The 18,948-nt window shown below is 29.9% G+C and carries 13 protein-coding genes; 5 read left to right on the plus strand and 8 right to left on the minus strand.

The window, feature by feature from the left end; genetic code table 11:
- Positions 1–120: 120 nt before the first annotated feature.
- Positions 121–345, minus strand: a complete 225-nt coding sequence (locus MPR_RS12030; RefSeq protein WP_041892928.1) for a hypothetical protein — start codon at positions 343–345, stop codon at positions 121–123.
- Between the two features lie 151 nt (positions 346–496).
- Here MPR_RS12030 and MPR_RS12035 point away from each other — a divergent pair, with 151 nt between their 5' ends.
- The 5 genes from MPR_RS12035 to MPR_RS18200 all read left to right on the plus strand — a co-directional run bounded on the left by MPR_RS12035 (position 497) and on the right by MPR_RS18200 (position 7,277).
- Positions 497–1,141 (plus strand): response regulator, encoded by a 645-nt coding sequence (locus MPR_RS12035; protein ID WP_041892930.1) that lies wholly within the window; start codon positions 497–499, stop codon positions 1,139–1,141.
- Between the two features lie 297 nt (positions 1,142–1,438).
- Positions 1,439–2,428: an ornithine cyclodeaminase family protein gene (locus tag MPR_RS12040; RefSeq protein WP_041892932.1), complete on the plus strand. Its 990-nt coding sequence runs from the start codon at positions 1,439–1,441 to the stop codon at positions 2,426–2,428.
- A 366-nt stretch (positions 2,429–2,794) separates the two neighbouring features.
- Positions 2,795–4,252, plus strand: coding sequence for a two-component regulator propeller domain-containing protein (locus MPR_RS12045; RefSeq protein ID WP_041892934.1), 1,458 nt, complete (start codon positions 2,795–2,797; stop codon positions 4,250–4,252).
- Positions 4,253–4,499: 247 nt separating this feature from the next.
- Positions 4,500–5,963 (plus strand): two-component regulator propeller domain-containing protein, encoded by a 1,464-nt coding sequence (locus tag MPR_RS12050; protein WP_041892936.1) that lies wholly within the window; start codon positions 4,500–4,502, stop codon positions 5,961–5,963.
- Between the two features lie 669 nt (positions 5,964–6,632).
- Positions 6,633–7,277 (plus strand): leucine-rich repeat domain-containing protein, encoded by a 645-nt coding sequence (locus MPR_RS18200; protein ID WP_052472737.1) that lies wholly within the window; start codon positions 6,633–6,635, stop codon positions 7,275–7,277.
- Positions 7,278–8,019: 742 nt separating this feature from the next.
- On the opposite strand, the gene MPR_RS12065 is transcribed toward MPR_RS18200, so the two are convergent.
- From MPR_RS12065 to MPR_RS12095, 7 genes are all read right to left on the minus strand, one after another.
- On the minus strand, positions 8,020–8,994 hold the full coding sequence (locus MPR_RS12065) for a 3-oxoacyl-[acyl-carrier-protein] synthase III C-terminal domain-containing protein (RefSeq protein WP_041892937.1): 975 nt from the start codon (positions 8,992–8,994) through the stop codon (positions 8,020–8,022).
- A gap of 423 nt (positions 8,995–9,417) precedes the next feature.
- Positions 9,418–10,350 carry a PorP/SprF family type IX secretion system membrane protein gene (locus MPR_RS12070; protein WP_041895484.1) on the minus strand — a complete coding sequence of 311 codons (933 nt, stop codon included), beginning with the start codon at positions 10,348–10,350 and terminating at the stop codon, positions 9,418–9,420.
- A gap of 10 nt (positions 10,351–10,360) precedes the next feature.
- Positions 10,361–11,629, minus strand: coding sequence for a T9SS type B sorting domain-containing protein (locus MPR_RS12075; RefSeq protein WP_041892939.1), 1,269 nt, complete (start codon positions 11,627–11,629; stop codon positions 10,361–10,363).
- 21 nt (positions 11,630–11,650) lie between these two features.
- Positions 11,651–14,875: a hypothetical protein gene (locus MPR_RS12080; protein WP_041892941.1), complete on the minus strand. Its 3,225-nt coding sequence runs from the start codon at positions 14,873–14,875 to the stop codon at positions 11,651–11,653.
- A 24-nt stretch (positions 14,876–14,899) separates the two neighbouring features.
- Positions 14,900–15,610: a phage tail-like protein gene (locus tag MPR_RS12085; RefSeq protein WP_041892943.1), complete on the minus strand. Its 711-nt coding sequence runs from the start codon at positions 15,608–15,610 to the stop codon at positions 14,900–14,902.
- A 77-nt stretch (positions 15,611–15,687) separates the two neighbouring features.
- Positions 15,688–17,799 (minus strand): phage tail-like protein, encoded by a 2,112-nt coding sequence (locus tag MPR_RS12090; protein ID WP_041892944.1) that lies wholly within the window; start codon positions 17,797–17,799, stop codon positions 15,688–15,690.
- Between the two features lie 175 nt (positions 17,800–17,974).
- On the minus strand, positions 17,975–18,640 hold the full coding sequence (locus tag MPR_RS12095; protein ID WP_041892945.1) for a helix-turn-helix domain-containing protein: 666 nt from the start codon (positions 18,638–18,640) through the stop codon (positions 17,975–17,977).
- Positions 18,641–18,948: the final 308 nt, after the last annotated feature.

Below are 18,948 nucleotides of genomic sequence, written 5' to 3' on the forward strand. Positions count from 1 at the left end.
ATCTATGCGATAACCTCTCTTAAAAAAAAAATCGAAATAAATTCGATGACATCGTATATACAGATGGAATAAATCTATGACACCTTTAATCTTTTAGACTAACTAATTCAGATGTATATACTATTTCTTTCCTTTATCAACAGACTTATCAATATTATCCGCACTTTCCATTTCTTGTCCAAATGATCTTGTCTGGATAGAATCTCTTACTGTACTGAACTCCCCACCTTTAAATGAGTCTGAAGCATTTAGAGGTTTGCTTTCTTTCTCTAAAGGATCAACACTACATGAGTAAACTGTTAAACTCAAGATAGCAGCACAAGCATAAATAATTTTTTTGTTCATATTATTTTCTTTTGTTATTCTTCTTCTATACTTTTACTTTATATGACAAGCAGTGTACCATACTACACTACTTTTTTACATCCTTTCAAAAATACAAATGAGTTTTTTAATCTAATGACTTGAAAAACTTCAAAAATGTTAATTTTTATAAATGAAGCTATCTTACAATTTTCTTATCATAGATGATCATCCAATGATTATCAATGGCTATAAAGCTATTATCCAAAGCAAATATGAGGCTCCTGTCTTCTATGAAGCTACTAATATAGAAGATGCCATAACACTGGTAGATACTGTAGAAAAAGTAGATTTCTTACTACTAGATTACAATATAGGTAAACCCTATAATGATATTGAGAATGGAATAGACTTAGCTAAATTCTTAGCCGATAAATACGACGGGGTAAAAATATTAGTGATTACTGCACATGAGGAAATTACTATCGTATATAATATCCATAAAAAAGTAAGACCTCACGCTTTACTGATAAAATCAGATGTAAATACAGATGAGCTAATCCTAGCAATAGAAAACACAATAAAAGGAAATATCTATAGGTCTAGCAAAGCACAACAAGCTCTAATATCTATGAATCAACGTGCAGTCTTGCTTCAAGAAGACAATATCCAAATCTTAATGTTATTAGACAAGGGGTATAAAGTTCAAGAAATACCAACTTTAATTCATAAGAGTCTAAGTTCTGTACAGCGTAATATCGGACTATTAAAAGAGGTATTTAATGTAACAGAAAATAGTGGTCTACTGAGAGAGGCTAAAAAGCAAGGTTTTATATAACCTTCTAATTATCAACACTCATCTTTTAAATAAAATAGGAATCACCATAAGGTGGTTCCTTGTTTTTAGGTTAACATATAGACTTCTGTAAAACTCAGGCAGTTCCCATTTAATTAACTCTAAAGAAAACTGTCAATTAAAAAAATTTGGTTATCCTTTCTTGTTTTTATATATTGAAACTTCAATCATACATAGAAAGCATTCTGTTTTCTATAAAACAATAAAACTCATTTATAAAGAACTTTTACTAAAAGAGAAATCTTTATAACCTATTTTTTTAAACAAAAAACATAAAGTATGAATACCATAAAAGTATTAAACTCAGAAGACATAAAACAATTGGTTTCTATAGAAGAAGCAATAGAAACGGTTGTGGATGCTTATGTTGAACTATCTAATAATACAGCTGAAATGCCTGAGCGAGTAATAACAGGTCTAGGTAATGACTATCTAGATATCTTTTTTAAACCATCGTTAATTTCCAATATCAATACAGCAGGCGTTAAACTTTTAAGCATACGCAAACAAGGCGGTGTTAATGGTCATCCTGCTATACAAGGACTAGTTATATTAATTGACTCAGAAAACAACCTTACTCAAGCAATAGTGGATGGTTCTCATCTTACTGCCTTAAGAACAGGAGGTGCTTCTGGGGTAGCAACTCGTTATTTAGCTAGAAAAGACTCCTCTGTAATGGCTCTATTTGGAGCTGGAGCACAAGCGTATACACAATTTGAAGCTGTATGTGCAGAAAGGCCTATTAAAAAAGCGTATCTATTCGGTAGTTCTAAGAACAGTAAGTCCGTTCAAACATTCATCGAATACTACAAAGACAAATCTGATGTAGAGATTATAGCTGCAGATGATTTAGAGGTTCTTGCTAATGTAGATATTATTTGTACAGTTACCCCTTCTGCAACGCCTTTATTTAAAACTTCTCATCTCAAAAAAGGAGTACATATCAACGCGGCTGGATCCTATAGTCCAACTATGCATGAGTTACCTGAAGATATCTTTATGAATAGTTCTTTGTTTGTAGATCATGAAGATTCTTGTTTTTCTTCAACTGCTGATATCCTTGTACCACTAGAAAAAGCATTATTACCAGAGGAGAATTATAAAGGAGAAATCGGAGATTTAATCTTAGGTAGAATTCAAGGAAGAACAAGTGACTCTGAGATAACAGTCTTTAAAAATGTTGGTATCGCAATCCAAGATTTAATTACCGCTAAATATGCCTATGACAAGGCTTGCAGAGAAAACTTAGGTACTTCTATAAAAATGTAAGAAAATAGTTTTTTAGAATTTAAATTCTCTAATTATAAGCATACAACTAAGTATCAAAATTGATACTTAGTTCATCTTAAACAGGTGTATAAAAGACGTCTTATCAATATCGATAAGGCGTTTTTTCAATTGCATTTTGGCTTCATCTGGTAACATTCCACCCATAACTTAGAAAAATCTCTTTTGCGAATGCCATCTACCATGATTCTATTGTAAACAAACCTTAGGTCATCTCAAAGAAGCTTTAGAAGTTACTTAAATAACTATTAGGTTCTTTTAAGAAAGATTTTCTTCATACCTTATATTTACTAGATTTGCGAGTAAGTATAAGGTATTCTTATTTACACAAAAAACGACTAATCAACAATGAAAAAAATACTATTATTCTCTTTACTCCTAATTGGAATTAATACATATGGACAGTATTTGTACCCGGTAAAAGTAGAAAATTGTAAAATAGATAGGTTCTGCCTTGACTGTGGTGATACATTAGCAGGGTATGATCAAAAAGCTTTTACGAAACTTGAACAAGAGCTAAACAAAGAGTTAGATCTTAATAAGCTTACTGGAAGAATAGGATTTCAGGTTTTAGTAGCTCCTAATAAAACTGGTTGCGTTATAAGTCACACAGATGAATCAAATAGTACAGTGACAAAAAAAATAATTGAAAAACTAAACAAGTTTAAAAAGTGGACTCCTTCTATAACAGATGGTAAAATAGAACTAAAGACTTCTATAAACGTTGTCTTTGAAATTCAAAACAATACTATATCTGGTGAGATTGTTAGAGTAGATTTTGCTGAATTTGAAAAATCTTTTGATTACCCTACTGATCCAGAAATCTTAAACAACACCTACCAATACAAAAATGAAAGTCTATCTAATTACACCATATCAGTTTGGGATACTAAAAACTCTAACTTACACAATAACAATATAATGAAAATTGCTGTAGACAAATCTGAATTGGTTTGGGTAATATCTTCTTTTGAACTACTAACTTTTAATGGAAAAGACTTTAAAAAAATGCAATACAATGATTCTCTTAATGACCCGGGATATCATCGTATTTTAATAGATACTAATGATATAGTTTGGTTAAATCAAGATAGAGAAATATATTCTATCAAAAACCATAAATGGCAAAAACACCCACTAAATTTATCATATGATAACAGTGTCTATAACATTACAGAAAATCCTAAAAAACAAGAAATTTTCGTAAGTTTTGAAGGTGGATTAGCAATTTATAATAACCAGAGATGGGATTTTCTTCATCAAGAAATATTAAAAAAACTTCCTTCAAATAGAATTAATTTTACACAAAGAGATTCTAATAATAAGTTATGGATAAGCACCTTCAATGGAAGTGTTGTACTTAATAAAAACAATGAATTAGTTAAATTAGAACATCTCACTAGCCTTCTTAAAAATAAATATATTAATTCTATGGATGAGGATCAAAATGGTAATCTGTACTTCTTATTTGGTGAATTTGATATTAAAAAAGATATGCAAGGTCAAAGTGGTGTAATTATTTATTATTTAAATAATACATTTACTCAATTTTCCATAGAAAACTCTGGAATTGCTACTGATAACAGTTTTTCAAAATTACTTTACGACAAAGAAGAGGATATTTTATGGATTGCCACTTATAATGCAGGGCTTATTAGGTATGATTTAAAAAAAGACTCTTGGGAGAATTATCACAGCAAAAACTCAATGCTCCCTACCTCTAAAATTACAGATATGGCTTTTGATAAAAACTATAATCTATATTTAGCTACTGACCAAGGCCTTGTTAAATTAGAAAAAAGATAATTTTTACTAGTGATTTGTAGGCTTCATCTAGTGGCACTCCACCCATAACTTAGAAAAATCTCTTTTGCGAATGCCATCTACCATAATTCTATTGTAAACAAACCTTACGTCATCTCAAAGAAGCTTTAGAAGTTACTTAAATAACTATTAGGTTCTTTTAAGAAAGATTTTCTTAATACCTTATATTTACTAGATTTGCGAGTAAATATAAGGTATTCTTATTTACACAAAAAACGACTAATCAACAATGAAAAAAATACCATTATTCTCTTTTCTTCTCTTAGGAATTAATTCATATGGGCAGTATATGTACCCTGTAAAAGTAGAAAACTGTAAAATAGATAGGTTCTGCCTTGACTGTGGTGATACATTAGCGGGATATGATCAAAAAGCTTTTACGAAACTTGAACAAGAGCTAAACAAAGAGTTAGATCTTAATAAGCTTACTGGAAGAATAGGATTTCAGGTTTTAGTAGCTCCTAATAAAACTGGTTGTGTTATAAGTCACACAGATGAATCAAATAGTACAGTGACAAAAAAAATAATTGAAAAACTAAACAAGTTTAAAAAGTGGACTCCTTCTATAACAGATGGTAAAATAGAACTAAAGACTTCTATAAATGTTGTCTTTGAAATTCAAAACAATACTATATCTGGTAAGATTGTTAGAGTAGATTTTACTGAATTTGAAAAAAACTATGATCAGCCCACAGCCCCTAAAATATTAAACAAAACCTACCAATACAAAAATGAAAATCTATCTAATTATACAATATCTGTTTGGGATACTAAAAACTCTTATCTGTTAGATAATGATATCATGGGAGTTGCTGTAGACAATTCTGGATTGGTTTGGTTAATATCCAATTTTGAACTATTAACTTTTAATGGACAAGAATTTAAAGAAATTCAGTATAATGATCCTTTTAATGATAATGAATCTGGGTATTCACAAATTTTAATTGATGCGGATAATATAGTTTGGTTATATGGTAATAAACAAATATACTCTATACAAGAGCATAAATGGCTAAAGCACAATACTGGTCTATCCAAAGAAACATACGTTATAACAATGAGTAATAATCCTGTTTCTAAAGAAATTTTTGTCAGCTCACCTGAAGGAGTTGCTATTTATAAAAATCAAAAATGGAATTTTATAAATCAAAAAAAAGTAAAAGAACTTCCTTCAACTAATATATACCTTACACAAAGAGATTCAAATAACAGGCTTTGGATAGGTACCTCTAGTGGAAATATTATAATGGATAAGCACAATAAACCAATTCCTTCTGATTCTTTTCCCGCTATCATAAAAAAGAAAACCATTACTGATATGACTGAAGATAACCAAGGAAATCTCTTTCTATCTTTATATAATTTTGAAGCCAAAAAGGAAGAAGAAATATATATGGATTTCATCATATATCATACAAACGGAAGCTATACTGAGTTTACTTTAGAAAATTCTGGACTTACTACTAATAAAGATTTGACAAATACCCTCTATGATAAAGAAGATGATATCTTATGGATTGCCACTTTTAATGCAGGGCTTATTAGGTATGATTTAAAGAAAGACACTTGGGAGAATTATCACAGCAAAAACTCAATGCTCCCTACCTCTAAAATTACAGATATGGCTTTTGATAAAAACTATAATCTATATTTAGCTACTGACCAAGGCCTTGTTAAATTAGAAAAAAAATAATTTTTACTAGTGATTCCATAATCACTAAAAACTTCCTAAACCTAAAAAAAACCTACTCATATAATTAATAACTCACTTATTTATAGGTAATTAATTTAAATTATTAAATCCGAATAACACTTTTTTAAGAACAAAATAAACTTCGCTTTGATAGGTAATGTTTTGCACTCCGTGATTTTCAAGTCATGGGAATTTAATCAGAGTGCTACTGTAACATTTCCATTATCAGTTTCTCCTGCTTCTACTTTTGATTCTTTTCCTTCACAAAAAACAATCTCAATATCTTGTTCAGAATTGACAAGTTTGTCAAAATTGCTTTCTTCCTATTTCAATACTTTGTAAAGCTTTTCCAATTTCTCAGTGCTTACTCAATATACCCTCCTTAACCAAAATTACCATTTGAGTCATAAATCAGTTGGCCATTTTTTATTTACTCAATCATAAGTGTAAGCTTCCCAAAATATATCTCCAGATTTGATGAAGAATTTAAATTCTTCATCAAATCTGGAGATAATAAGATTTTTTACCGAATTTAGAGGTGTCCTAAAATAGGAAAGCTTACATTTTTTATAATAGATTAATTAATAATATGAAACAATTAAAAATTATCTTTTTACTTTTTTTACACTTACTACAACTTGTATTTTAGGTAGCGAGAGAGAAGTAAACATGAGTATACAAAAGTCAAATAAACTTGATTTATCTAATAAGAATCTTATAGAAATCCCAAATGATTTATCTTCCTATATTGAAGAATTAGACTTATCTCATAATAATATATCTTATATTGATGCTAAGAAACTTCCTAGTAATTTGAAAAAACTAAATTTATCATATAATAACTTCACATCTATTGATAATATTAAAGAACTTATCGAATTAAATCTTGTAGAACTTGATTTATCTAACAATAGCATTAAAAATGAGTCAACAGCTGGGGTATTAACTTTTTTATTTAGAAGTAAAATTCAGAAGATTAACTTAAGTTATAATGAGTTAAATGGAAGTATATTTATTAATTATTCTAAAAGCAATAAAATACCTGTTTTAAAAGATTTAGATTTATCTAATAATAAGTTAAGCGTAATCACAATACATCGTCCATTGGAGAAGCTTAAGGTAAACAATAACAATTTACTTGGTATTTATTTAGATAGTTCTCTATTAGTGTTTCTTGATATTTCTAATAATAAAGAATTAGGTAGTGTTCTAGGCATAAAAAAGCCTAAACATCAAATTATTATTGTCCATCATAATATTAAAGATAACAAAGAACTTCGGTACTCATCTGCGACTCTTAGTACTATTAATTAAGAATATATTAGTATCAAAATCTACTTGGTTTAATCAAATAACAATCATTGCGGAATTACCTAAAAACACATCATAATGAATTTGATTCTGGCATTTTTCATCAATTAAAACAGTTACCCATTATTCAACAAAAAAAGCAATGCTTTCTCTTTAATCTGTTAAATTAAATGAGCTGATTTTGGTGTGAATTATTTTGAAAAAAGTGTTGTGAAAAAATCACACAAATAGCTATAAACCCTTATGAATGCTAGGATGTAATTTATTGTATCGGGTACTTTTAGTTTTTATTGAAAAAATAACATTTATTACAAGATTTGATTCTATCTTAGTTTATCCAGTTGTTATAAAAGTAATAAAAGAGAGACTTAATTTAAAGAACGATTTTTGGGAGAATTATCACAGCAAAAATTTAACACTTCTTATCTCTAAAATTACAGATATGGTTTTTAATAAAAACTATAATATATATTTAACTAATAACAAAAGACTTATAAATTAATCATATACTCAAATAGCCTCCATAAAGGAGGCTATTATTGGGAATAATCTGTTATTTTAAATCTTACAGAGAGATTGTTGAAAAAAAAATTTTGTTGTTTTAATATATAATAAAGATTGATTTTAAAAAAACTAATTTAAACTATTACACTAGCCCCCTTTATTAAACATAATAGCTAATTAATAATTTATTATTACAACCTAATCAAATATATAATAATTAAAAGGCTATTCACTCTAGATATTAATATCTCCATAGCATTAATCCAGCTTGATATCCTGCTCCTAATGTCCACATCAAAAAGTAATCCCCTTGCTTTAATGGTTTTACTTCTTTTTGATATTGATGTAACGCTAAAAAAGGACTAGATGATCCTGAATAACCTAGCTCTTTAGAGTAAAAAGGAACCTTTTTATCTGGTAAATTATAATACTCTTTTATCTTTTTTATGTTTTTTAAAGACAATTGAGATAATAAGAATAGACTGATATCTTCTATTGTTAATCCATTTTTTGCTAAAAAGCTCTCTATCTTATCCAGTGCAAATTCCACACTTCCACTTCCATCAAATGATGTATCCCACATTGTTAATTCTCCTGGCATAAAACAAGAATGCCCTTTAGGAGGAAATAAAACTGTATCACAAAAACTGCTATCAGTATGATAAAGAACATCTACTAAACCTGAAGGCGTTGTATCTTTTTCTACAATAAAAGCAAATGCTGAATCAGAAAAACAGAAAGCTGTTACAGGATTTTTAGTATCTAAAATATTAGATAGTTTTTCAGAACAAACCACCAGTGCTTTGCTTGCCGTTTTACTACTGTTTAAATAATGGGTAACTTGATCTAAAGCAACAAAAGCTCCAATGCAATTAACATTAATATCATAACACATCGTATTATGCTTTGCCTTTAATCCATTATGTATAAAGATGGAATCACAAGGAATTTGATGCTCTGGTGTACAGGTTACAAAAGCTATAATATCTATTTCTTCTATAGAGATACCACTTTGTTTTAAGACACCTTTTGCAGCTTCTATTCCCATAGATACTGTGGTTTCTTCTGAATTTTTTGGTACAATAAAACGATTAGTTCTTCCTAAAGCTTCTTGAATCTTGCCCATAGAGACACCCTGTTCCTCAAATTGCTTAATTACATCCTCGTTACTCTCAATATTTGAAGGATGGTAAAAATAAGTATGTACTAATTTCATATTAATATGTTTTCATTTGTTTTATAACTCGTTTTACTTTACTCAAATTATATTTATGACGAATTTCAAAACAACTACGCTCAAACAAGTATCATTTTGTTATACACAAGAGCATTTTAACAAAAAGAACATTAATTATTAGTATTCCTAACAAAAAAGAACACCTAATAAAACATAATAAACACAATATCATTGATTTAAAAAACAATATCAACAAACTTTTTAATTAGTACTTAATCTGTTAATGACAATAAAAAAATATTTTATATTTAACAATTCATCCTTTTTATCTCTGTAAAAACTATTTCTTATATACTTAAATTCTACATCCAACTTATAAAGACTTCATCTTTATAAAAAACAGTATCAAAAGAACTATTCGTGTCAAAAACATTTTATTCTGTTTTTTCTTCTCTCAATTTATTAAAAAAATCGTGGCGTATTAATCATACTACGCTGCTTAAATAATTCAAATCTTAAGAAGATCTCATGCGAACCTGAGTTATAACGTTGAAGCGCAGTAGTCTCAAAGTCATAAGAATAACCTACAAATAGATTTTCATTGACCTGGAATCCTGCCAAGGCGCTCACTGAAGCATCCCAACGATAAGCTCCTCCTAAAGTAAACTTGTCATAGAATAAAAAGTTAGCTGTCAAATCTACTTGTAATGGTGCTCCACTTACTGCCTTAACTAAAGCGGCTGGCTTAATTAATAAGTTCTCACTCACATCGAATACATACCCTCCCATTAGGTAGAAGTGCATCTTCTGACGCATCGTCGTGATATCATTATCATCATAACGGTCTGTAGTCAAGAAGTTCGGAACTGATAACCCTACATATGCTTTATCTGAATACATATAAAGTCCTGCTCCAATATTTGGGTTAAACTTATTATTAATATTCTCTTGGCTTACAGGATCTGTAGGATTGTGGATATTAAGCTTTGTATAATCAACGCTTAATAAGTTAGCTGTTCCCTTCAAACCAAAAGCTAATTTATAATCAGCATTTAAGTCAATAGCATAAGCTAAGTCTACAGAGATATTATTCTCATCCATTGCCCCAATGCGATCATTGGTAAAGTTCACTCCTAGTCCTAACCCACTTTCTCCAAGAGGGGTAGATACAGACACATTCGCTGTCTTAGGTGCTCCATCTAGCCCTACCCACTGAGTTCTATACATCCCAAACACGTTCAGTGTTCCACGGCTCCCTGCATAAGCTGGGTTGATCATATTAGTATTATACATATACTGGGTATACTGCGGATCTTGCTGAGCGTAAAGTGTAGAAGTAATACCTACTGTAAGTAGGTATACTCCTATTAATATAATTCTCTTTTTCAATTTCATAACTATCACTTTATTCATTTTCTAAATGCAAATACCCTGTTTTTTTAATTCTAGTTCCTTTAAAGTCATACTCTATTACATAGAAATAAGTTCCTGATGGTAATTTCTCATTTTTGCTTATAGTAATACGTCCATCAGAGTATCCTCTAAACACATTACCTGCACTGTCATAACTCTTCGTGTCAAATACCTTCACTCCCCAACGGTTATAAATCTCAACTGTATTATTAGGAAAACGATTAATATTCTCTATAATAAAATAGTCATTCTTTCCATCTGCATTAGGTGTTACAAGATTATAAACAACAATATCTTTTTCTTCATAAGATGGAGCAGGCTTTACTTTTGCCAATGTAAAAATGCCATAATTAGTAATGCTTGTTGGTGTAGCAATTTCTTTACGCTCTATATCCACTACTCCACCTTCATCTACCCAGAGCTGCTCCTGAACATCCCAGCGAACAATATGTAACTCTTTCTCTGGATTGGTTAATAATTCAATTGGAGTTGTATTATTATTCCATGATAAAGTTATAATAACAGAACCACTACCTTTTTTTGCTTGATTAATTACCCAAAACTCCTTCGTGTTAATCACCTCTATGTTACCTACACGCTTTTGATGAGGATAAAGTAAATTAGAATTATTTAAAAAATACTCACTTGAATACAAATCAATTAGACTCTCCGAAGCAGAAATACTTGCATAACGATAATATCCATTCTTACCAATAGGAAAGGTAAAAGCCTTGTTTCCTTTTTTGTCAACTACTCCATCAACATAACTTTGATTACTTACCTGAGTATGTGTGGCATTTTCCTTAAATAATATACTTGCTTCTGCATCCACATTTACCTTTACAATGCCTTGAATAAAATTAGCTTTTCCATTAATTAAAAAATCATTTTTTAGCTCAAAAGGATACTCAGAAGAACTATTATCAAAGACAATATCAAAATATTCTGAAGGTTTAGAACCTGTCAAATTCTGTAATTGATTCCCTTTAAATAGAGCTATTCCGGTTGTGTTACCTGTCGTATAAGTAAATAAACCATCATTGTGATAACTCTTATAAAACTGAATTTCCCCATTATTAAAAACAGAGCCTAGATTGCCATTTTTAAAATCAAAATAAGTGCTAACCACAGTATTAGGCATTATAGATAATTGACCAATATTAACAGTAATTGATTCACTAGATTGAGCATAAATAACCTTATTAGGTACTAAAACTACTATTATGAGCAGCCCTAGTATATTCATAATATTTCTTGTCATAGTTTTATGATTTAAGGTTAATTACTCTAGTCTTGTACGTATTAATGGATTTACAATTGTTCCACAATTTTTGACTATTACTTTTAAATATTGTGTATTACCAAAACTACACCCTTGTCTTTTGGTGTCTATCTTCAAATAAAGATTATCTACTTTACTATACTTGCTGTAAGTCTTTTTCAACTCAAATTGCTGTTTATCTTGAGTATTATTAATCTGATAAAGTAAAGAATTGGGAATATCATTCCAACCAATTATATCAAACTGTCCTGTATCAGGGTTAACAGTAGGGCTAAGTATTGCATAGGCAAAAGAAAGATTATATGTTGTACAAGGATCTAGTTTTTCAATCTCTAATGGAGCTGTAATACATAGATTATTATTACCTAAATGCATAGTTAATGTTGGAAGTACAGAAACATCCCATACATAGGTCTTGACCCCTAGTAGATTAACAGAAACAACATTATCCATGCGTATTTCTATTCGATCAAAAGTTGCTCCAATTCCCTCTAGAGTGATTGCATATTTATCCTTAGCCTGATTACTGATTAATTTTAATAGATCTAGTCTAATAATTTCAAAGGCATTTGAATGTACTTCTTCTCCAATGGGTTTACTTCCCATATATCTTTGAATAGAAAAATTACTTAACAAATTCAAATCCAACACAACCCCTCCTTCTGCACTCATAATAATCTGAACTTTATCACCAGGCCTAGCCAAATCTTTAAATTTAACTACTAACTTTTGACGATTTAAAACTGAAGCTGAAGTATTAAAAACTGCTGCTGTATCATAATTAGGGGTTCCATTCAAATTTGTATTATTTTCAATAGCGTCTACTGCGTAATAGGGATTTAACACCCCTGAAAGACTAGTGGCTACACCTATACCTGCATCTTCTACTCCATAGAGTACATCCTTAGTTGTTTTATTTAACAATAGATGTGCTGTTGCTCCATTGATACTTATATTACTTTCACACACTTCTGAAGAACTTACCAAAATGCGCTCATCAATATAAGCACCATATACTCTTGCTGATGTAGCTACTCCTAATAAGCCTCCATTTAAAACTCTAACACCTCCATAGTTAATCATATTTCCCATATTGTCTTTAGGAATAAAAGTATACTCAAATACATTATCCCCTGCCAATACATTAACCAAATCTAATTCTCCTATTGAAATAAGTGGCCCTATAACAGCTCCGTTTTTATCTAATGCCTGAATAGTAGTTCCTCCTATTAACTCTAACAAACTAAACTGTTGTCCAAGCTTTATGGTTATAGGAGTCCCTGCAACTATGGGCGTATTCACTACATTATCAAATGTTAAATCTACCCATGCAGTACCTATTCCCGCTAAGTTAACTAGATTAGATATTGTTGAAAATGTTGACAAGTCTTGATCAATAGCTTTTGATTCATCTAATACAGCTCCAGTTAAAATACTCCCCTTAGTAACATGAGTAGCCATTTTTTGTTTATATCTATATTCACATTCTTGTTTATCATAAACATAAACAGTTATTCGCTTTACAATATCACACGTTACATTACTATCTGCAATTGCATTCTTTGAAATCGCATAATAATTATAAGTTCCTATTTTATCAAAAGAAATTGTTTGTCCAGTTACATTTGCGTTTGTTAACTCATCAAAAATTTGAACACCTGAATTATTAGGTAAATTTGATTCATACAATGCCGCATTAAAAAAGACTGATGCATCTGCTACACCATTCCCATCAGAATCTAGCTTAACACTTATAGAGGATTTTCCTTGAATCGAAAACTCTTTTTGATCCTGAACATTAAAACTAGCATATCTATTAGGACAGTATTCAGAGGTTTGGATACCTTTTATATAATAAGTACCTAAAGGTTGCCACTTATTTGCATCTTTATCAGCTTGTGTTTTAAAGAGAATCTCTTTTTGTTGTTGATTTACAATAACATATTCATTATTCTCATTATAATCTGGTATCAAATGAGTTAGATCAAATTTTCGTTGGCGAATCCCAGCGATTACAAACTCTTTAGAACACATTTTAACAGTCTTAGCAACAGCATCGACCAAGGCAACATCATAAATCTGTAAATCACCATTTATAGTTAATACTCCTACCGAAATAGGTTTTTTAACTTTGATAGAAATCTTATCATACTTTACTAAATTGCCATTTGCATCCTTTCCTGGAGAGGCTAAAAAACTAAATGGTGTATTTCCTCCTGCATTTATAATTCCTAATACATCTGCCTTTAAAACATTCTGATTTACCTTAACTGTACTCACTACTGTATTATTACTATAGAAGAGGACCTCTACTCCTGAGGCAACATTTGCTTTTAAAAGACCGGAAGGTAATTGCATTTTAATACGTACTACTTTTTTATTTGTTTCTTCTGGAAGATAAAAGAACTGTTCAATTTGACTATCTATACCTAAATTTAATAAATTCGAACTACCTACACTAGCAAAGGATGCAAGATCATTATCAATTGCATTTTGCTCATTTTTAATAGGTCTACTTTCTCCTAGTAATGTTAAAACATCATTACTAGACTTATAATTAGTGAGTATTTCAGGACAAGAAGGCAAAACAGAATAATAAAATGAATCATAAATATTAACAAAATGAGATCCTAGTATACCAGCTGTTTTATCTTGAATAGCAATACGATCAAAGCTTGCTCCTGCAGTTACTCTAGCATAATAATTACCATATGCATCTTTTACAAAACGAACTTTAGCCTCATCACTCTCTTTATAATTGTGTAAACCTACTGCAAAGACAACATTATTACCTTGACTTACAGTAAAAGTTGTTTCGTGTATTCCTCCTAGTAATAACCCTTGTAAAACCTTTGTAAGAAAATTTCCTACATATCCACCTAACAAGTAGTTTAGAGACTCACTTTCAGAACTAGTTAATTTAATGTAATAAACATTTTTACTTCCATCAATGAGCTCGCTATGTATTAAAGTCAATATAGGTGAAACACTACCTACAAGAGTAGTTGATTTAACCTGCGTAAAAGTAGTTTCTTTTGTATCATAAGCGTTTGCTCTCTCTTCTGGAGAAATATACTCACTTCCTGAGACTGACCTATTACTTGTAGAGCTTGTTGGTCTAATCTTTACGCCTGAAGAATTAGTCATTTGTGCTAATACACTGACTTTTATAAACAAGAATAAAATCAACAATACACTTCTATATATTTTGTAATTATCTTTCATATTCTCTATTTAAATATTAAACAACTATTTAATTACAAAAACAACATTAACAAAAGAGTAATCCGTTCCTGTACCTTTTACTGTATAAGTTAATACTCCATTTTGATCAATACTTAAACCTTCTAAGGCAGAAGTATCATAATCTGTTATATAGTACCAAAGATCAGTAGGTAAGGACATATTAGGAATCTCATTTGGAGCAGTAGTCTCAGGAGTACCTCCCGAACTTTTTATAAATTTCGGGCTTGATAAATTAGAATTAACAGTGCCTCCATTTGAATCCATTACAAATGTTTTCCCTGTAAATTGAGCGATATATTCAGCGTGAAGATTTCGCTTAAATTGACCAAGTACTGAAGTATTAATAACAATAGAAGGCATATAAAAGAACTTTGCTTTTACAAGTTTGTCATCAGCTGTAATTATTCTTATCCATTTACTGTTTGATTGATTACTACTATCCTCATGCCAATAATAATACCCTGGACTTAATCCCTGTAACACAACATTAGAAGTATTATATATCATCAAAGAATTAGCATTAGCAATATTTGTTTGTAATTGCTGTGTTACTGAGCTTAATGCTATTCTGGGTAATAAAATCCCCTTATTTGTTGCTACTACTTCTAATTGAGCAGAGCCATTAGGTTTTGATGTCCCAATACCATTCTGTGCCTTTAATGTAAATACATTAAGAGCACAGAATACAATAATTACTAGATATTTACTTTTCATACTACTAAATTTTAAATAATTTCCTTTCGCACTTTATATAGATACTTATTTAGTGCTTGAATCAATAGTAGATTACTTTATTTTACAGAGTAGTCTGTAACTACTTTTATAGCGAAATCAGCTGCAATTACCTCTGGTAAAAGTGCATACCAATTCCCTACTCCTATTTTAAAAGTCAAAGTGTTTCCTGATACCAAAACATCTGTTGTTGCTGTATTGATAATTTGATTAGTTGCAGCATTTAAAAGCTTAATTTCCACTACATTCCCTACTGTTTTTCCTAAAGGAACATTTAATGTAATAGCTGATACATCTGCAGTACCTTTAGCTACTGTAGCTGAATATATGCCCTTATATATTTTACCTCCATCAATCCAGGTATCTCCAGTATTTACAATAACAGTATTACTGTAAGTATCACCTAGTTGATTTTTTATTTCTTGCTTTTGTTCAATAGTAGCATTAGTAATTGCATATACTACTGCTGAGGAAATGTCTACAATTTCTCTAACTTTAGTAGTCTCATTAATAGTATAAAAAGAAAATGCGGGAATAGCCAATTGACCACTCGGTGTTCCTGCGACAATCTCAGTACGTGTAAAATAGACATTCCCACCTGCACTTAAAATATTAGAAATTGCATTTTGAACTTCTGTATTATTCTCAATAGACCATTTAACATCAGCTGTCATATCGATATAGTTCTTAACTTGAGTGTTCTCTGTAATATACTCATAGACTATCTTTTCTGCTGACTTACTATCTACTAAAACAGGAGCATATGCTACATTATTTATACTTTTGCCAATTACTGTTTGAGTTTCGCTAGCCTTTACTATTGTCTTAAACTTAGTATTATCTACTGTTTCCCATTGTTTAGTCGTACTATTCCAAGTTTGGAAAACCACATCGTTTGTTATAGTGTCATAAATAATCTTTGTACTTCCCTCTTGCAAATTTTTTGACACCTCTTCAATATATTTTTCAAGTGTAGTGTAATTATTCCCATTTACTGTTACTGCACTATTTACAATTGTATTAAAATTATGAACAACTCCATTAGGTATATCAATGTAATAAACCCCCATAGGTAAATTTGCACTTGTCCATGCATCAATAGCTTGTTGAGTCGGTACTTGATTATTATTAGCACCTAGATAAACTTCAGATATATAATATTGTTTGGCCTTATCGGTAGATTGAACTATACTTGTTTTTGATTCTGATGCACTAATTAAACTTCCTAAGTTAATAGTCTTATAAATTGTTCCATCCCAATACTGAAACTCCCAATCAGGATCTGCTTGTGTACCAATATTCTTGTAAATAACATTTCCATCAATTAAAGATGCAATATGTTGAATATACTGTTCGACAGTAGTAAATGTGTTTGTCCCTTCTGTTATATTAATAGGAGATTTAATAATTTCTTTAATATTATTTACTACCCCTCCCATTATATCTACTTGATAGACCCCTAATGGTAAAGTTGTCCAACCATCTATTACTGCTTGAGTAGGTTCTGTATTATTATTTGCAATCAGATAAGTCTCTGATATATAGTATTGTTTTTTATTATCTGTTGTCTTTACTAATAAAGTCTTAGGTTCTACACCATTTATAAGACTAATTATATCATTAGTAATATTTTTTTTGACATAATTACTTCCGTCAAAGTAAATATACTCAACTATTGGATTGATTCCAGGTGTAAAAACCATTCCTCCTCCATAAGTATCTCCAGTTTTAGTAAGATCTGTCAAATTATTTGCAGGAAAAGCAGTCTTTAAAAGTGCTATTACTTTATCTAAACTTGTCTGAAAATTTGCAATATTACCAATTGCTATGTCTAATTGGTTCTGATTTACGATACGTTCCCAATGAGCTGCTACAGGGTTAGCCCCCACTACTTCTGAAACCCAATAATAAAAGCCAGGAACTATAGCGGTATTACCTGTCCCAACTAAAGCAGTATTATAAATTAATAAACTTTCTGCTTCAGTTCCTTTTATTGGGCTAAAACTAGTTAATGAGGTAAGTTCTATACGTGGAATCAAAACCCCTTTATCTATTGCTTTTATCTCCAATTGAGATGATGATATAGGCGCAGAAGTTCCAACACCTACTTGACTATAAGCACCTGTTAATCCTCCAACAAAAAGTGCTACTGTAAGTAATCTTTTTTTCATAACTATAGTTTTAAAGTTTATACAAATTGAAAACTATTTTCAAAAACTATCATCAAAAAAAAAGCTTAATATTTTAATTATTCACAAAAAAACACACTTTTGTAAATAACAAAAACAGTAGGTTCACTTTTATAGATTTCACAAATCACTACCAAATTGACGAATCCTAAAAACTCTAAATTTCTTTGAGATACTTTGAAAAAGTAACTCCTTTCACTCTTTTAAAAACAGTTGAAAATTGACTATGAGATGAAAAACCTGCTAGTGCAGAAATATATGCGATCTTACATAATTTTAATTCTGTCTCATGGTTTAAAAGAGTAATAACATATTCTACTCGAAGTGTATTTAAATATGAATTAAAGTTTTCATTATTTCGCTCTCTTAATATAGCTGATAAATAACTTCGATTGGTACCAAATTCTGATGCAAGGGATGTTAATGAAATACAAGGATCTTTATATCTATGTTCTTTTTCAAATAAATTAATCAGTTCTATTAAACGCAATCGTGTCTCGGGGGATATTTGATCGGTTTCTGATACTTGGTAAGTATCTACTAACTCTGTATTGATAATTAAGTTTAAAACAAATGCAATCTGATTAAACCTTAAACCAATTATTGTCTTTTTTTCAACCCTACATATAAAGATGGAAAAGAATATGAATGTCCAAAATATTAATGCTCCAAATAAGTAATACTTCCAGTACCTTATCTCCACAACGCTTAAACTTATTAAATTAAAGTTAGTGTTTGCCTTTAATAGAACAATAGTCTTATTTACCTCTAATGAGATAACAACTAGAATATTATTAAAACGATGTAATAAAAAATCGACCATATTTTAAAACTGATAAAATAAACATTCTTATTATAAAACTTACTTTGTAACAAATGATATACTTTAAAATATATCTAAAAATCACAACAAACAAAACAAACCTATAAACAACACAAACACCTATAAACAAACAAAAAACAGGCGATTATTTCACTTCTAAATTAATACAATAAATAAAATAAACAATAAATATTACAATACAAAAACACTTAAAAAACAATTGTATAATCACTCAATACACATATTTAAACGATAATAATTGTTAATTTTTATTAATTAAAAAAACATAAACAATAAATATTGATTAA

The sequence above is a fragment of the Myroides profundi genome (genome assembly GCF_000833025.1).
In the GTDB taxonomy this organism is placed as follows: Bacteria; Bacteroidota; Bacteroidia; order Flavobacteriales; family Flavobacteriaceae; genus Flavobacterium; species Flavobacterium profundi_A.

What these genes read in the sequence shown, in the direction of transcription:
- MPR_RS12080 (WP_041892941.1), bottom strand. Translation starts at nt 14,875, where the DNA reads ATGAAAGATAATTACAAAATATATAGAAGTGTATTGTTGATTTTATTC.
- MPR_RS12095 (WP_041892945.1), bottom strand. Translation starts at nt 18,640, where the DNA reads ATGGTCGATTTTTTATTACATCGTTTTAATAATATTCTAGTTGTTATC.
- MPR_RS18200 (WP_052472737.1), top strand. Translation starts at nt 6,633, where the DNA reads ATGAGTATACAAAAGTCAAATAAACTTGATTTATCTAATAAGAATCTT.
- MPR_RS12090 (WP_041892944.1), bottom strand. Translation starts at nt 17,799, where the DNA reads ATGAAAAAAAGATTACTTACAGTAGCACTTTTTGTTGGAGGATTAACA.
- MPR_RS12050 (WP_041892936.1), top strand. Translation starts at nt 4,500, where the DNA reads ATGAAAAAAATACCATTATTCTCTTTTCTTCTCTTAGGAATTAATTCA.
- MPR_RS12045 (WP_041892934.1), top strand. Translation starts at nt 2,795, where the DNA reads ATGAAAAAAATACTATTATTCTCTTTACTCCTAATTGGAATTAATACA.
- MPR_RS12030 (WP_041892928.1), bottom strand. Translation starts at nt 345, where the DNA reads ATGAACAAAAAAATTATTTATGCTTGTGCTGCTATCTTGAGTTTAACA.
- MPR_RS12075 (WP_041892939.1), bottom strand. Translation starts at nt 11,629, where the DNA reads ATGACAAGAAATATTATGAATATACTAGGGCTGCTCATAATAGTAGTT.
- MPR_RS12040 (WP_041892932.1), top strand. Translation starts at nt 1,439, where the DNA reads ATGAATACCATAAAAGTATTAAACTCAGAAGACATAAAACAATTGGTT.
- MPR_RS12035 (WP_041892930.1), top strand. Translation starts at nt 497, where the DNA reads ATGAAGCTATCTTACAATTTTCTTATCATAGATGATCATCCAATGATT.
- MPR_RS12070 (WP_041895484.1), bottom strand. Translation starts at nt 10,350, where the DNA reads ATGAAATTGAAAAAGAGAATTATATTAATAGGAGTATACCTACTTACA.
- MPR_RS12065 (WP_041892937.1), bottom strand. Translation starts at nt 8,994, where the DNA reads ATGAAATTAGTACATACTTATTTTTACCATCCTTCAAATATTGAGAGT.
- MPR_RS12085 (WP_041892943.1), bottom strand. Translation starts at nt 15,610, where the DNA reads ATGAAAAGTAAATATCTAGTAATTATTGTATTCTGTGCTCTTAATGTA.